The organism is Exiguobacterium sp. s102 (genome assembly GCF_018618635.1).
Taxonomy (GTDB): Bacteria; Bacillota; Bacilli; order Exiguobacteriales; family Exiguobacteriaceae; genus Exiguobacterium_A; species Exiguobacterium_A oxidotolerans.
Genome location: NZ_JACSML010000001.1, coordinates 387,864 through 401,797 on the forward strand (window position 1 = coordinate 387,864; position 13,934 = coordinate 401,797).

Genomic DNA, 13,934 nt, shown 5'->3' on the forward strand with positions numbered 1-13,934 from the left:
TTGATGTTGTCGCGCACATATGACGAAAATGAAAAGTAGCGAACTAGCGCTGATGCACCCACAATTAATTTCAGCGGAATTTTTGACGTTTCAATCGATTTTGGTCGAATCGAAACAGTCATTCACTAAAGAAGACGTGCAGTTAGTTTCAAATCAGGCAATCATCGATTATGCTGTCATTTCGCAACAACAAGACGGAGGAGTCGCACGTCTCATTTTGGAAGTAGAGGGAGCGATTGAGTTAGGGAGTGTGTATGAATTAGTGAGTGCGACACAGGGACGGATTCGAATCTTTCCGGGGCGTGTTGTTCAAACATCGTTGTTCGATCGTAAATATAGTTACGAAGGACCGCTTGGCGTCATGATGGATGATGGGATGTTATCACTTTTTGTCTGGTCACCGATTGCGGAACGTATCGAGTGTGTCATCTACGATACAACAGAAACAGTTCTGAAAACGAGCGAGATGAAACGGGGCGATCGTGGTGTTTACCAAATTACGTTAGCTCGCGAATATGAACACGCCCGATACCGTTATCGCGTGACGACGTACTTAGGGACGACCGAAGTCGTCGATCCATATGCAAAAGCAGTGACGGCGAACGGACGGTTCGGCGTCCTGTCAGATGTCGATCAAGAAATCAGGCAGCGATTTCCGAAGCGGAAAAAACGTCCGATTCTTGTGAAACCGACGGATGCAGTAATTTATGAAGCGCATATCCGGGACTTCACGATTGATGCGACATCAGGATCGACGCACCCGGGACAATACCTGGGTGTGTCCGAGCGGGGGACGCGTTCTCCGGCTGGGAAGAAGACGGGACTCGATTATTTGCTTGACTTGGGCGTAACACACGTTCAACTTCTACCGGTACATTTGTTCGGTTCGACGGATGAAATTACACGCTCACCATACAATTGGGGATACGACCCCGTAAACTGGTTCGCACTGGCGGGTAGCTATGCGAGTGATGCGACAAATCCGCGAACGCGGATTTTCGAGTACGTCGAGATGATTGATCAGCTGCATGCTGCCGGTATCCGGGTCACGTTTGATGTCGTCATGAATCATGTCTATATTCGTGAGCAGGCAGCACTCGAACATCTTGTTCCTGGTTACTACTTCCGTTATGAACTCGACGGGACGCTAGCGAATGGAACGGGCGTCGGAAATGATACAGCATCAGAACGTTTTATGATGAAACGATTGATTGTTGACTGCGTGACCTATTTCGCGGAGGTACTCCAAATTGATGCCTTCCGATTTGATTTGATGGGAATTCACGACGTGGAGACGATGAACAGCCTTCGGACGGCGCTTGATGCGATTGATCCGACAATCCTCATCTACGGGGAAGGATGGGATCTTGCGACACCGTTAGCCGCACGGCGAAAAGCGATTAGCTCCTCTGCTGCACGGATGCCTGGGATTGGTCATTTTAATGATGTCTTTCGGGATGCACTGAAGGGATCAACGTTTAATGAACATGACCGTGGATTTGTGTCGGGCGATCTTTGGAAAGAAGGAGAGGTTCGAAACGGAATAGCCGGAAGTGTGACGCTTGAGAATCAAACGTACGGTCGTTTCCCAGAGCCGACCTACTCGATTAACTACGTCGAAGCACATGACAATCATACGCTGTTTGATAAATTGAGCCTTGCTAGACCGGATCTCGATGAAAACCAACTTCTACGAATGAGTCGTCTTGCACAAACGATTGTGATTTTAGCAGAGGGAATTCCATTTCTTCATGCCGGGCAAGAATTTGGTCGGACGAAACAAGGTGTCGAAAACAGTTATAATGCACCCGATGCCATTAATCGATTGGATTGGACATTGCGGGATCGTCATTTTGAGATGGTCGACTATATTAAAAATATCTTACAGATTAGACGGATGCACGGTGGTTTCCGCTTGCACTGGGCGAATCAGATTCAAGAATCGCTTCATTTTTTACCGATGCGACCGGGTGTCATCGCTTACGAAGTGGATGCGATTCACTCTTATGATGCCTGGCAGCGAACACTCGTCGTGCATAATGTGACGGATGAAACAATCGAGATTGCGCTCGATCACCCGATGTGGAATCTTCATGTTCAAGGTGATGAAGCATCCGTCACCCCAATCGAAAAAGGCGTCGCCAAGATTAAAGTGCTTCCGTTGTCAACGACGATTGCGACATGTTAAGATATTCATTGTGCCTTATGGCAAATCTATTAAAAAGTTGAGCGGATTATGATGGAATTAGATATTTTAGATGCGCTTGGCGAAGGCTGGACGCTTACGCCAGCAGGCGGCATTACAGGTGAAGCGTACGTCGCTTCGACTGGACAGTCAAAATTATTTTTGAAGCGGAACTCTTCTCCGTTCTTAGCCATTTTATCGGCGGATGGAATCGTTCCGAAGTTGCTTTGGACTAAACGAATTTACAGTGGGGATGTCATCAGTGCGCAACAATTCATTGAAGGAAACGAACTCGAACCGGAAATGATGGAGCGTCCAGAGGTGGCCCGATTACTAGGGAAAATACATGATTCAAAAGAGTTGTTGTTCATGTTACAACAACTTGATCAACGACCAATTGAACCAGATGAGCTATTGCGTCAATGCCGGCTCTATTTTCAACCGGCAGAACTACGTGAAGCAAACTTGATTGAACAGGCAATTGGTTATCTAGAGACGCATTTAGCGCTTGTCCGAACGGATGAGCAAGTCGTTTGTCATTCAGATTTAAATCACAACAATTGGTTGACGGGGGCGGATGGTCATCTCTATTTAAATGATTGGGATGATGCGATCATCGCCGATCGTGCCTATGATTTAGGGATGATGCTCTATAGTTATGTTGACGAGGAATACTGGCCGGAATGGTTTGCGAGTTACGGTCATCCGTTGACCCTTGAATTAAAACAGCGCATGCATTGGTACGTGGTGGCGCAAGCGATTTTGTCGATTTACTGGTATGAAGATGCACAACATCCGGATGCACCAGAAAGTTATGTTTTTCTCGCGCAGTTGCTCGAAAATGAAATGTAATCGGCAGGGGCGGTTGGACCAGTGAAAAAAGGTGGGCATCACTTGCGGGTGATCGACCATCTTTTTTCTGTGATACCGTTAAAACATTCGTTTCCCGCAGGAGTCACAGAAAATGAAAATAACTAAAAAACCGCCAAAGTGCAATAAGCGCTTTGGCGGTTTTAGTTGAAGCGAAAAAATTAACCACAGATTGTAGACAAACTCTTATAAAGAGTGAACATGCTATATCGAGATGCAAACAATTCGCGTTGCCCTGTCTCGCCTCGCCCGAGGAAAGCAACGAAACGTGACACTTTATCTCCTGATAGAACTTTGTCTACAGCCTGAACATTAACCTTCTGCTATTTTTATTTCTTGTTCGATGTCATGACTTTCAAGATCTGCTTCTCGGTAAGCAGCTGTCGTCGGTAGACGTAAATCAAGGCGTGGTTTTTCTTCGAATGAGACGGTGACGTTCTTGACCGTGTAATCGAAGACGTGCCCGCCACCTTCGCGGGCTTGATCGATGAAGTGTAGATGATATCCGGCGACGGCAATCCCGTGACCGAAGCGTGGTGTATAGTAGCCGGCAAGTGTCCCTTCCGTCTGTTCGAACGTCCGTGCACTTTGTGTCGCAACGGCTTCCGTGATCGGGACGAATGGTTGTTCTTGGCGTGCGACCGTCCGTGTCTTGACTTCCGTGAACTCTCCATCGATTCGCACGGCATAAAAGCTGTTGATTGTCGCGAGTTGCGTGCTTAGCCAATGCTCGAAGTCTTGTTTCGTCATTTCTTGATCGATTTGAATCGACTGTGTCGGAGTAAATCGAGTCAACGTACAAAACGGTGTCGTCGTTTCGGGGTCGAGCGGGCGGGCGCTCCCGTCAGAACGCAATTGATAAAAGGTATTATCAAAACCAATCATTTCTCCGTCGAGATGGTCGAAGGTTCCGATGCCGAAGTCGCGCCCGTCAAGAACGGACGCATAACTGACCTCGCTTTCGAAGACGCCGTCGAGTAACGCCATCATCGTCGAGATTTGAAGTAACGTATCATCGTTCGTCATCTGCTCATCTCCTTATCAGTTTAATTGATCCAAGTGTACTTCTTTTCCGAGCGCAGCATTATCGCTGTAATCGATCGGAACATCAATGATGACAGGTCCTTCTGTTTTCCAAGCTTCTTCCATGACAGCGACGAGTTCAGACGGATGATTGACGCGTAAGCCTTTTGCACCAAAACTTTCCGCATACTTCACAAGATCGACATCGCCGAATGATGTGCCTGATTTCCGTTTATATTTCATTTCTTGTTGGAACGCGACCATATCAAAGCCGCTGTCACGCCAAACGAAATGGACGATCGGAGCATTCAAGCGGACGGCTGTCTCAAGTTCCATTGCAGAGAAAAGGAACCCGCCGTCACCTGAAATCGAGACGGCTTTTTTACCAGGACGGACGAGTGTCGCTGCGATAGCCCAAGGTAATGCAACACCAAGTGTCTGCATCCCGTTACTGAACAAGAGGTGACGTGGTTCGTATGAACGGAAGTGACGCGCCATCCAGATATAATGTGAACCGACATCAACCGTTACGGTAACGTCATCTGCAATCTGTTCGCGTAATGTCTTCATGAAATAAAGTGGATGCGTCAATAGCGAGTCTTCGACAACCGGCGGGACGTCCCGCTCGACGAGCCGTTGTTGAAGACCGTTCAAGAATGTATCCGTGCTTGTTGACAAGGCGAGTGGCTTCAGACGATCGGATAACGCATCAATCGTTTTCGCGACGTCACCTACAAGCTCGCGATCAGGACGATAGAAGTGATCAATTTCAGCCCGCATTTGGTCGATATGAATTAATGTCCGTTCATTCGTTGGTTTGTTCCAAAACTTCGGATCGTAGCCGATCGGGTCATAACCAATGGATAAGACGAGATCCGCTTCAGCGAGCAACGCGTCACCTGGTTGGTTGCGGAATAGACCGACACGACCATAAAAATTAGATTCTAAGTCACGTGACAAAGTCCCCGCAGCTTGGAACGTTTGGACGACGGGAATCGAAACACGGTTCAATAAAGTGCGAATCGCTTTGACGACGTCCGGTTGACTGGAACGCATACCGAGCAGGAGAACAGGGAGTTTCGCTTGTTCGATCAGTGTGGCCGTCTCTTCGACCCATTCTTCTGGAGCAATCCCGAGTTTTGGTGTCGGTACGGCTTTAAAGGACGTGACGTTTGATTCGTTCAAACCGACATCTTGCGGAATACTGACGAAAGCAGCACCGGACGTCGTTTCGGCAGTCCGGAAAGCATTCGAGAGGACTTCTGGGATATTATCCGCATCTTGAACTTCCGCGCTGAAGTTCGTGATTGGCGTAAAGAGTGCTTGGTTGTCCATCGATTGATGCGTCCGTTTGAGTCGATCGGCACGTGAGACGGCACCGGCAATCGCGACGACCGGATCGCCTTCCGAGTTAGCTGTCACGAGACCTGTTGCGAGATTTGATGCGCCCGGACCAGACGTAACGAGGACGACCCCTGGTTTATCCGTCAAACGTCCGATTGCTTGGGCCATGAAAGCGGCATTTTGTTCGTGACGTGCGACGATTAATTCAGGACCACGATCTTGTAAGACGTTGAAAACAGAATCGATTTTTGCTCCGGGAATTCCGAAGATGTATTCGACCCCTTGCTCGATTAACGTATCAACGACCAAATCAGCTCCTGTTTTTTTCTGTACTAAATTTTCATTTTCTCTGTTTTCGTTTTTGTTCATTACAATTCTCCTTCTTTATCAACGTATTTTGTCGATTGATAGCTGTAATATAAAAACTGTTTCATCGAAATTATACATCTGTTTTAGTCAGAAACCAACCATAATCCTTTAGAAAGTAAAAAAGGCATCTTGTGACAGAACACAAGATGCCTACTGAATCGCGATTATTTAGCGTCAACTTTACCGAATGTCGCCCAAACGAAAAGAGCAGTCACGCCCATGACGAGAACGATCGGTGATGCCCACATGATTAAGAAATTTTCCAATGTCAAAACCTCCTTTAGGGATAGTCCGTATAGTAAGTGTAGTAGATTGCTCAGTAATTCTCAAGTGACGATCTGCTGAACATTCGACTCTGCTAAACGAATAACATCTTATATAATTACCCAAATCATGATAAACTTATCTGCGGATAATTTAAGAATTGAAAGGATGAACAATATGCGTTTACGCCACAAGCCTTGGGCGCTGGATTATATGAAAGAACAGGCATCGATCTATATCGCGGACCCGGCGACCTTAAAAGGAAACTGGTCAGAAGAATTTAAAAATGAACATCCACTATACATTGAGGTAGGTTCCGGAAAAGGGGCATTCATCACGGGCATGGCAAAGCAACACCCGGATATCAACTTCATCGCGATTGAATTATTTGAAAGTGTTGCGGTTGCAATCGTTCAAAAATTGGTCGAAGAGCCACTACCTAACGTCCGTGTCTTGACGGTCGATGCAAAAGACTTACGTGACTTCTTTGAAAAGGGAGAAGTCACTCGTGTCTACTTAAACTTCTCTGATCCTTGGCCGAAGTCGCGTCATGCGAAACGACGTCTCACATATAAGACGTTCCTCGCGACGTACGAAGACATTTTGCCGGAGCAAGGTCAGATTCACTTTAAGACGGATAACCGTAAACTATTTGAATCGAGCCTGATGACGATGTCAGCTTACGGTATGACATTCGACTGGATGTCGCTTGATTTACACGTTAATGAGCCGGAAAATAACGTCAGAACGGAGTACGAAGAACGTTTTTCAGCACTTGGTCAACCGATTTATCGGATGGAAGCAACGTACGGAAAATGATTTAGACAAAAAGTTTTCTTATTTTCCTGGTATTTCTTTCACACTTTTTTCTTATTAATTGGTACAATGTTGTTGACTGAAGAACTTGTACTTACAGGTAAAGGGGGAATTTGGGGATGTGGCAAAAAAGCTTAGCCTTCGTAACAGCACTCTTTCTCGCGCTGAGTATCGGTCAATCGGTATTCGCTGCGATTGATACGTCAGCAATGGAAAAGGCTCTCGACGAGGAATTAAAGAGTTCGCATTACGATTATAAAAAAGGTTCTGTAGAAATCGAGGACCCGAAAACATTCACTGGTGAAAAAGGTGAAGAAATCATCGGCGGAATCGCTGTCATCGAGACAGTCCGTGATGGCATCTTTATCACAATCAAACGTGAAATCCACTTCTATAACACGGAGAGTAAAGAGATGTTGACGAACGCAGATGCTGCGAAAGTAGATGGCGTCAAAGAATACATCGACAAAAACTCGAACAACTTACAGCAGAAAGTAGTCTACTGGTTACCGATGTTATTGATGATCTTGTTGATTGCCGTACCAGCAATTGTACTTTATGTCGTCGTACCACGTCTTTATTCGACAAGTGAATACATGAACCCGATCTACGAACGTAACGATAACCCACGTTAATCGTTGTCGGACAAAACGAAACACCCGCCTAAGAGGAAGTAAGATTCCGAAGAGGTGGGTTTTTTTTGAACTAAAAAAATAATACGACGAGAAATGCCAAAATGGCAGGCAGTCCTTGTTTGTAGAGAATCGAGACATTTGCTGTCGCTGCACCGTACAGGGCGGCGATGATGACACAACTTAAGAAAAACAGTTGAATGACAGATGAATCAAGGACAAGACCGAGAATCAATCCGGCAGCAAGAAAACCATTGTATAATCCTTGATTGGCAAACAATGTTTTGATGCGTGGATCTGCTGCGATTTCCTTCGTCAGTCCAAACGTACGAAGCGCTGGTTTTGAAGATAAGAAAAACATTTCAAGAGCTAAAATATAGAAATGTTCAAGGGCAACAAGTAAAACAAGAATCGTTCCGAGTAGGTTCATGAAAGTTCGCTCCTTAAAAAAAGACCATACTTCGACTGACGAAGTATGGTCCCGATATTATGCGTATTCGAGTAAAGCGCCTGTTTCTGCATCAACTGTGAATTGATACGTTTTTTCATCGTCACCTTCAAGGACCGAGATGCCACCTTTGTAGCTTTGGTAGTCACGTGACTCATATGCGTACGCCTCTGGTGTTGCAGAGATCCATGCACCTTGGACACGTCCTTTTGCTGAAAATGTGCGTTTCGTGATTTCGAGAGCTTCCTCGGCAGATAGTTGTTTGTTGTCGACAGCCTTCTTAACTGCGAAAGTTGCAACGACAGCTGCTGCCAAACCGATAATCCAATAGCGTTTTTTCATTAAAATTTCCCCTCCTTACAGGTTTCTATACCTACTGTACCAAATAATTCGTCAAGATAGAAACAAAAGCTTAAGTGATTGAAGCATTTTTTTGTATAATAGAAAAATAGGAGGCGATACATAGTGAATGAAAAGACAAAAGATCTATTTAAAACATTGACGGAATTGAACGGGGCTCCGGGGTTTGAGCATGAAGTCAGACAGTTCGTCCGAGAGCGGATTACACCGGTGACGGATGAAATCGTTACAGATGGTATCGGATCGATTTTCGGTAAACGGACGGGTCAGGCCGATGGTCCGAAAGTGATGGTCGCAGGTCACATGGACGAAGTTGCCTTCATGGTCACACAAATCACGAAGAACGGGATGCTTCGGATTCAGCCGCTAGGTGGTTGGTGGAGTCAAGTTCTACTTGCACAACGCTTTTCGATTTGCGGCGATCATGGAATCATTCCGGGAATCATCGCATCGACACCGCCACATCTCTTAACAGAGGAAGTGCGGAATAAACCAATGGCGATCAAAGACATGTTTATCGATATCGGGGCGGATTCAAAAGAAGAAGCGGAATCGTTTGGCGTTCGACCAGGAATTCCGGCTGTTCCATTCTTCCCGTTCACACCGATGGCGAATCCGAAAAAAATCATGGCGAAAGCCTGGGACAATCGGTACGGGGTCGGTATGGCGATTGAGTTGCTTGAAGAGACGAAGGCAGCCGATCATCCGAATGTCTTATTCTCTGGTGCAACTGTCCAAGAAGAAGTAGGATTACGCGGAGCACAGACGGCGACGAACATGATTGATCCGGATGTCGCATTTGTTGTCGACGCTTCACCAGCGAACGATGCTTCAGGCGATAAAACGGAGTTTGGTCAACTTGGTCAAGGTCCTTTGTTACGCATCAAGGATAGCGTCATGATTCTATCGAAGGAAATGACGGATTATGTACTTGATACGGCAGAATCGAATCAGATTCCGTATCAGTATTATGTTGGAGCGGGCGGGACGGATGGCGGTGTCATTCATCGTTCGAACAATGGGATTCCGACGACGGTCGTCGGCTTACCGGCTCGTTATATCCATACGCATGCTTCAATCATGCATACGGATGACTACGATGCGGCGAAAGAGTTGTTGAAAAAACTCGTCACGCAATTGGATGCGACAACGCTCGCGACACTACAAGTGAAGTAAGCAATCCGGAAGGTGGATTTGTCTCTATGGACAAATTCACCTTCTTTTTCGCGAAACACATGTCTTGTCAGATGAAATAACATTTGTGTTTTCTTTTGTGGGAAATTTGTTATAATAACGTTGATTTGACGAAAAGGACGTGGCGACTTGTTAAAAGATAAAGGAATATCATTAAGCCCTCGGATTTATTTCATTACAGTGCTCAGTTATATGGCGCTCGGTTTATTTAGCTCGTTGATTATGGGATTGATTCTAAAAACGATTGGCGACGGGTTGGTGACACGCGGAGTCGATGCATCGATTCTCGTCACGATTGGGGATCAAGCGATTGCGTTGACCGGACCAGCGATTGGTGTTGCTGTCGCGTTCGCTTTAGAGGCACCGCCGTTGATTTTATTTTCAGCAGTCGTTGTCGGAGCGTTCGGTTATGAAGCAGGCGGACCTGCCGGGAGCTATATCGCGGCGTTGATTGCGACGGAGTCCGGAAAACTGTTTTCAAAAACGACGCGTCTCGATATTATCGTGACACCTTTACTTACGTTAGTGATCGGCTTTTTAAGTGGGAAGTATATCGGTTCTTGGATTGGAACGTTGATGACGGATCTCGGAGAAGTCATTCGCTGGGGAACGGAACGCGAACCACTGCTGATGGGGATTTTTGTTGCGACGGTCATGGGACTCGCATTGACAGCGCCCATTTCAAGTGCTGCTTTAGGCATCATGTTAGGACTGGATGGATTAGCCGCAGGGGCAGCGACGATCGGTTGTGCAGCCCAAATGATTGGATTTGGTGTCATCAGTTATCGTGATAACGGGATTGGTGGATTGATTGCACAAGGGGTCGGGACATCGATGCTTCAAGTCGGAAATATCATCCGTAATCCGTGGACGATTATTCCCCCAACGCTTGCCGGTGCGTTGTTGGCACCATTCGCGACAGTCTTGTTCAGTCTCGAGAGTAATCCGGCGGGTTCTGGAATGGGGACGAGCGGATTAGTTGGTCCATTGATGGTACTGAAGACAATGGGCTTCACGACAGAATATTATCTTGCTGTCGGCATCCTATGTTTCGTCGCTCCGGCAATCATCAGTTATCTAATTTATCGGGTATTGTACCGGTATGGACGTATTAAGGACGGCGATTTAAAAATCGACTATTGAATCTAAAAAAAGGGCTGACTCATAAGTCAAAAAAAATAATCCTTGTGGCGGACGTTTCCGTCCTCCATCAATCAAAAGGCCGATGATCCCACTTTTCACGGGATCGTCGGCCATTTCTAATTAATTGAGAGTCGTTCACGCTTTTAAGTCAATCCCTTTTGTCATTATAAAGAAAAACCGAACGAACTCGAGTAGAAACTCGTCAGAAATACGTAGAGATAAATTAAATAGAGGGGGGTCAAGTAACGCATCCGGACAACTGGTAACTTTCGGGCGACACGTTTCCCGAGTGCTTCAAGGACAAGGATAATCGCAAACCCGATAACTAAGAATGTTAAAATCTCAGGTAATCCTCGTTCAGAATCGATAAAAGAGTAACCGTAGCGAAGGCAACTCGTCATTCCGACGAAGCCGACGAAACGTTCGAATGGATGTTTAATAGGTTGGTCCGTCATAGTGATTTCCTTTCAAGGCGTTTTCTAGTTGAAGTATAGCAAACAGAGCGTGAAAACGCACAGAAACATTCGAATATGCTATGATGTACCCAATGAAATTAAGAAGTAATCAAAGGAGGAACTACCATGAAAAAACTTGATTCTCAACAACTATTTGAAACAGCGAAGCAAGGAAATGCTGTTTTTCTCTTTTCAGCAAACTGGTGCCCGGACTGCCGCTTTCTCGATCCGTTCATGCCAGAAATCGAAAGTAAATTCAGTGAGTTTGAATTTTATTACGTCGACCGTGATGAACATATGGAAATTGCCCAGGAAATGGACATCTTCGGCATTCCGAGTTTCGTTGCCTATCGTGGAAACGAAGAAACAGGACGTTACGTCGGAAAAGAACGTAAAACACCTGAACAAGTGACCGAATTTTTAGAAACAGTCTGACACGAAAGCGAGCGCTGTCTCGCTTTTTTTCATTAAGAAAGGATGGAAATGACCCATGGAACTGCAACAAATTCGCCGTATGGTGACGGAAGCATTTGAAGAAGAACGTTATACGACGTACTTTGATCGTGAAAAATCGGTCCTTCGGATTGAACGAAAACAAGACCGGACGGGCGTTGACCTTGGATTAAACCCGCTCGTCGCAAAGGCAAAGCGGCGAGGTGTCATTGCTGTTGAAGAGACGATTGAGTACATCAAAGCGGTTCTAGAACAAACGGAGCCTATCTCATTAGTCGGAAATGAACAAAAAGTATTACCAGTCATTCGAGCGAAGTCGTTCGCTGACGAAACGAAAGATGGCAAGCGAATCATCAGTACGCCACATACGGGTGAAACAAAAATCATGTACGCTCTTGACTTAGGAGCGACCTATCGCCTAATTGATGAAGATTTAGTTGAACAGGCGGGGTGGACGACTGAACACTTGTCTGAAGCAGCACGCTTCAACTTGAAGTCGCTCGAAGCACCATTCAAGGTCGATGAAGTCGCAGGAAATGTCTTTTATTTCTTGAGTACAGGAGATGGCTATGAGGCTAGCCGCGTCCTCAACAAACAATTGTTAGCAGATCATGCAGACAAAGTGACAGGTGAATTTTCGATTGGGATTCCTCATCAGGACGTCTTAATTTTTGCGGATATCCGAAATGACGCGGGCTATGATGTCTTGCAACAGCTAATGTTTGACTTCTTCACAAATGGACGTGTACCGGTTACGGCACTCCCATTCCTATATGAAGACGGAAATCTTGAACCGGTCTTCGTCCTTGCGAAAAACAAGCATCCGAAACCTTGAATAATCTGATACAATAAGCATTGTGAGAAAGTCTGAAGGGAGTCATGGATTGAATGAATGTGTTTTATAATAAAGAAGGTGTCGGAGACGTCTTGATGGTCATCTTATCAGATGCACCACGAGCGGAAGTTACGGCTGAACGTGCAGGTGCTGTCGCGACGATTTTCCATCATGAGCGCGTGATTGGATACAATATTTTTGAAGCGTCACAGCAATTTGAATTGAATGCAGTCGGACCAGTTGAACTGACACCCGAACTCGTCAAAAAAATTCAAAGCGTTTTAGCGGACAACGGCGTAGCGCTTGTAATCGATGACATCGATTACTCACCAAAATTCGTTGTTGGATACGTTAGCTCTTGTGAAAAACATCCGGATGCGGATAAACTATCGATTTGCCAAGTCGAGGTGGACGGAGACACACTTCAAATTGTTTGTGGCGCGCCGAACGTCGCAGAAGGACAAAAAGTTGTCGTTGCTAAACCAGGGGCGGTCATGCCATCCGGTTTAATCATTCGACCTTCTGCACTTCGAGGTATACCGTCAAGCGGGATGCTGTGTTCTGCCCGTGAACTCGCATTACCAGACGCACCACAAGAAAAAGGAATTCTTGTATTAGAGGATTCAGCACATACTGGAGAGGCATTCTTAATCGGCCGTTGATTCGGCCGATTTTTTAACAAGATGGAGGGGTGAAGGAATGAGCAATCGTTACGAACAGTCATTGAAGGAACAAGCGGCACGGATTCGACGGGAATTAGCGGGCGAAAAAGAGACGACTCCAGTCGAACGACCGAAAAAAGAAGAGCGAGAAGATCGCTTCGTGTTGACGGATGTTCCATCGCCTATTTACGGATTCCAACGGCCTAAAAAGCAACGGTCGATCCAAGAAGATGTAACTTCGATTGAATCGGAAATGGACGTTTCAAGTGAATCAGAAGAGGGAAAAACCGATGAGGCGCTTGAGAACATGACAGATGAAACAATTGAAGCGTCAGGGATCGAGACGATGGAACAGACGGACTTAACCGAAGTAGACGCAGGTCTTGTTCCAGTGACGGATTCTGAACTACTCAACCCTGACCCATCAATCGAGTCATCAACTGAAGCATTTGCTGTAGAATCTTTTGATTCAGCTCTAACGGAACAAGAGCCAGTTGAAGAAGAACCGGTTACTGAACTAAAACAACAAGATGAATCATTAGAAGTGACATCTTTAAGTGAAGACACGGAACAACCTCCCGTCGAAAACGGAGATGAGATTTCTTCGGAAAACACCGTCGAACATGTCCTTGAGACGGAAACCGTGCAAGAACAACATGTCTTCACGGAAAAGCGCGCTGAAGAAAAAACACAAGTACAGTCAAGTGCAGTCAAGAAACCTGTTGGACCGCCTGTCAACGTTGTGATGACAACTAAAGACTTAATGGCGATGTATCGTGCACGACGTGAACAAAATAATTTACATGGTAAAAAATAAGTCGGTTTGCTATAATGGTACAGGTTTTGTACCCAAGCCCGATGGTACGAACCGGAACGTGAAT

General features: G+C 45.9%; 16 protein-coding genes. 10 read left to right on the top strand and 6 right to left on the bottom strand.

Features of this window, described 5'->3' with window-relative positions; all coding sequences use genetic code 11:
- Nucleotides 1-19 precede the first annotated feature (19 nt).
- Together pulA and KNQ02_RS01865 are read left to right on the top strand one after the other, a co-directional pair.
- The gene (gene pulA / locus KNQ02_RS01860) at nucleotides 20-2,188 is read left to right on the top strand and encodes a type I pullulanase (RefSeq protein WP_239456740.1); all 2,169 of its coding nucleotides are present in this window, start codon (nucleotides 20-22) and stop codon (nucleotides 2,186-2,188) included.
- A 51-nt stretch (nucleotides 2,189-2,239) separates the two neighbouring features.
- Nucleotides 2,240-3,037: a phosphotransferase gene (locus tag KNQ02_RS01865; protein WP_214769055.1), complete on the top strand. Its 798-nt coding sequence runs from the start codon at nucleotides 2,240-2,242 to the stop codon at nucleotides 3,035-3,037.
- Between the two features lie 330 nt (nucleotides 3,038-3,367).
- Here KNQ02_RS01865 and budA read toward each other — a convergent pair whose 3' ends face one another.
- The 3 genes from budA to cydS form a co-directional block, all read right to left on the bottom strand.
- Nucleotides 3,368-4,081, bottom strand: coding sequence for an acetolactate decarboxylase (gene budA, locus KNQ02_RS01870; protein ID WP_029331195.1), 714 nt, complete (start codon nucleotides 4,079-4,081; stop codon nucleotides 3,368-3,370).
- A gap of 15 nt (nucleotides 4,082-4,096) precedes the next feature.
- The gene (gene alsS / locus KNQ02_RS01875) at nucleotides 4,097-5,791 is read right to left on the bottom strand and encodes an acetolactate synthase AlsS (RefSeq protein WP_214767953.1); all 1,695 of its coding nucleotides are present in this window, start codon (nucleotides 5,789-5,791) and stop codon (nucleotides 4,097-4,099) included.
- Between the two features lie 164 nt (nucleotides 5,792-5,955).
- Nucleotides 5,956-6,057, bottom strand: a complete 102-nt coding sequence (cydS, locus tag KNQ02_RS15785; protein WP_371816015.1) for a cytochrome bd oxidase small subunit CydS family protein — start codon at nucleotides 6,055-6,057, stop codon at nucleotides 5,956-5,958.
- A 175-nt stretch (nucleotides 6,058-6,232) separates the two neighbouring features.
- On the opposite strand from cydS, the gene trmB reads away from it, so the two are divergent.
- Nucleotides 6,233-6,874: a tRNA (guanosine(46)-N7)-methyltransferase TrmB gene (gene trmB / locus KNQ02_RS01880; protein WP_214807225.1), complete on the top strand. Its 642-nt coding sequence runs from the start codon at nucleotides 6,233-6,235 to the stop codon at nucleotides 6,872-6,874.
- Nucleotides 6,875-6,990: 116 nt separating this feature from the next.
- The gene (locus tag KNQ02_RS01885) at nucleotides 6,991-7,506 is read left to right on the top strand and encodes a hypothetical protein (protein WP_029331192.1); all 516 of its coding nucleotides are present in this window, start codon (nucleotides 6,991-6,993) and stop codon (nucleotides 7,504-7,506) included.
- A gap of 70 nt (nucleotides 7,507-7,576) precedes the next feature.
- Here KNQ02_RS01885 and KNQ02_RS01890 read toward each other — a convergent pair whose 3' ends face one another.
- Nucleotides 7,577-7,933, bottom strand: a complete 357-nt coding sequence (locus KNQ02_RS01890) for a DUF1304 domain-containing protein (protein ID WP_214768764.1) — start codon at nucleotides 7,931-7,933, stop codon at nucleotides 7,577-7,579.
- Nucleotides 7,934-7,990: 57 nt separating this feature from the next.
- Entirely contained in the window at nucleotides 7,991-8,293 is a 303-nt protein-coding gene (locus KNQ02_RS01895; RefSeq protein ID WP_029331190.1) for a PepSY domain-containing protein, read from the bottom strand.
- A gap of 123 nt (nucleotides 8,294-8,416) precedes the next feature.
- Here KNQ02_RS01895 and KNQ02_RS01900 point away from each other — a divergent pair, with 123 nt between their 5' ends.
- Both KNQ02_RS01900 and KNQ02_RS01905 read left to right on the top strand, forming a co-directional pair.
- Nucleotides 8,417-9,487, top strand: a complete 1,071-nt coding sequence (locus KNQ02_RS01900) for a M42 family metallopeptidase (RefSeq protein ID WP_088837642.1) — start codon at nucleotides 8,417-8,419, stop codon at nucleotides 9,485-9,487.
- 147 nt (nucleotides 9,488-9,634) lie between these two features.
- Nucleotides 9,635-10,648, top strand: coding sequence for a PTS sugar transporter subunit IIC (locus tag KNQ02_RS01905; RefSeq protein WP_214768762.1), 1,014 nt, complete (start codon nucleotides 9,635-9,637; stop codon nucleotides 10,646-10,648).
- 164 nt (nucleotides 10,649-10,812) lie between these two features.
- On the opposite strand, the gene KNQ02_RS01910 is transcribed toward KNQ02_RS01905, so the two are convergent.
- A complete protein-coding gene (locus KNQ02_RS01910) occupies nucleotides 10,813-11,103 on the bottom strand; it encodes a hypothetical protein (protein ID WP_214768760.1) in 291 nt (96 codons plus the stop codon).
- A gap of 126 nt (nucleotides 11,104-11,229) precedes the next feature.
- On the opposite strand from KNQ02_RS01910, the gene KNQ02_RS01915 reads away from it, so the two are divergent.
- Genes KNQ02_RS01915 through KNQ02_RS01930 form a run of 4 tightly spaced genes read left to right on the top strand, consistent with a single transcriptional unit; the run spans nucleotide 11,230 to nucleotide 13,870 of the window.
- Nucleotides 11,230-11,538: a thioredoxin family protein gene (locus KNQ02_RS01915; RefSeq protein ID WP_029331186.1), complete on the top strand. Its 309-nt coding sequence runs from the start codon at nucleotides 11,230-11,232 to the stop codon at nucleotides 11,536-11,538.
- A 55-nt stretch (nucleotides 11,539-11,593) separates the two neighbouring features.
- Nucleotides 11,594-12,391, top strand: a complete 798-nt coding sequence (locus KNQ02_RS01920) for a DUF1444 domain-containing protein (RefSeq protein WP_214807227.1) — start codon at nucleotides 11,594-11,596, stop codon at nucleotides 12,389-12,391.
- 53 nt (nucleotides 12,392-12,444) lie between these two features.
- Nucleotides 12,445-13,053, top strand: coding sequence for a YtpR family tRNA-binding protein (ytpR, locus tag KNQ02_RS01925; RefSeq protein WP_214766594.1), 609 nt, complete (start codon nucleotides 12,445-12,447; stop codon nucleotides 13,051-13,053).
- A 37-nt stretch (nucleotides 13,054-13,090) separates the two neighbouring features.
- Nucleotides 13,091-13,870, top strand: coding sequence for a hypothetical protein (locus tag KNQ02_RS01930; RefSeq protein ID WP_088837638.1), 780 nt, complete (start codon nucleotides 13,091-13,093; stop codon nucleotides 13,868-13,870).
- The last annotated feature ends 64 nt before the right edge of the window (nucleotides 13,871-13,934 follow it).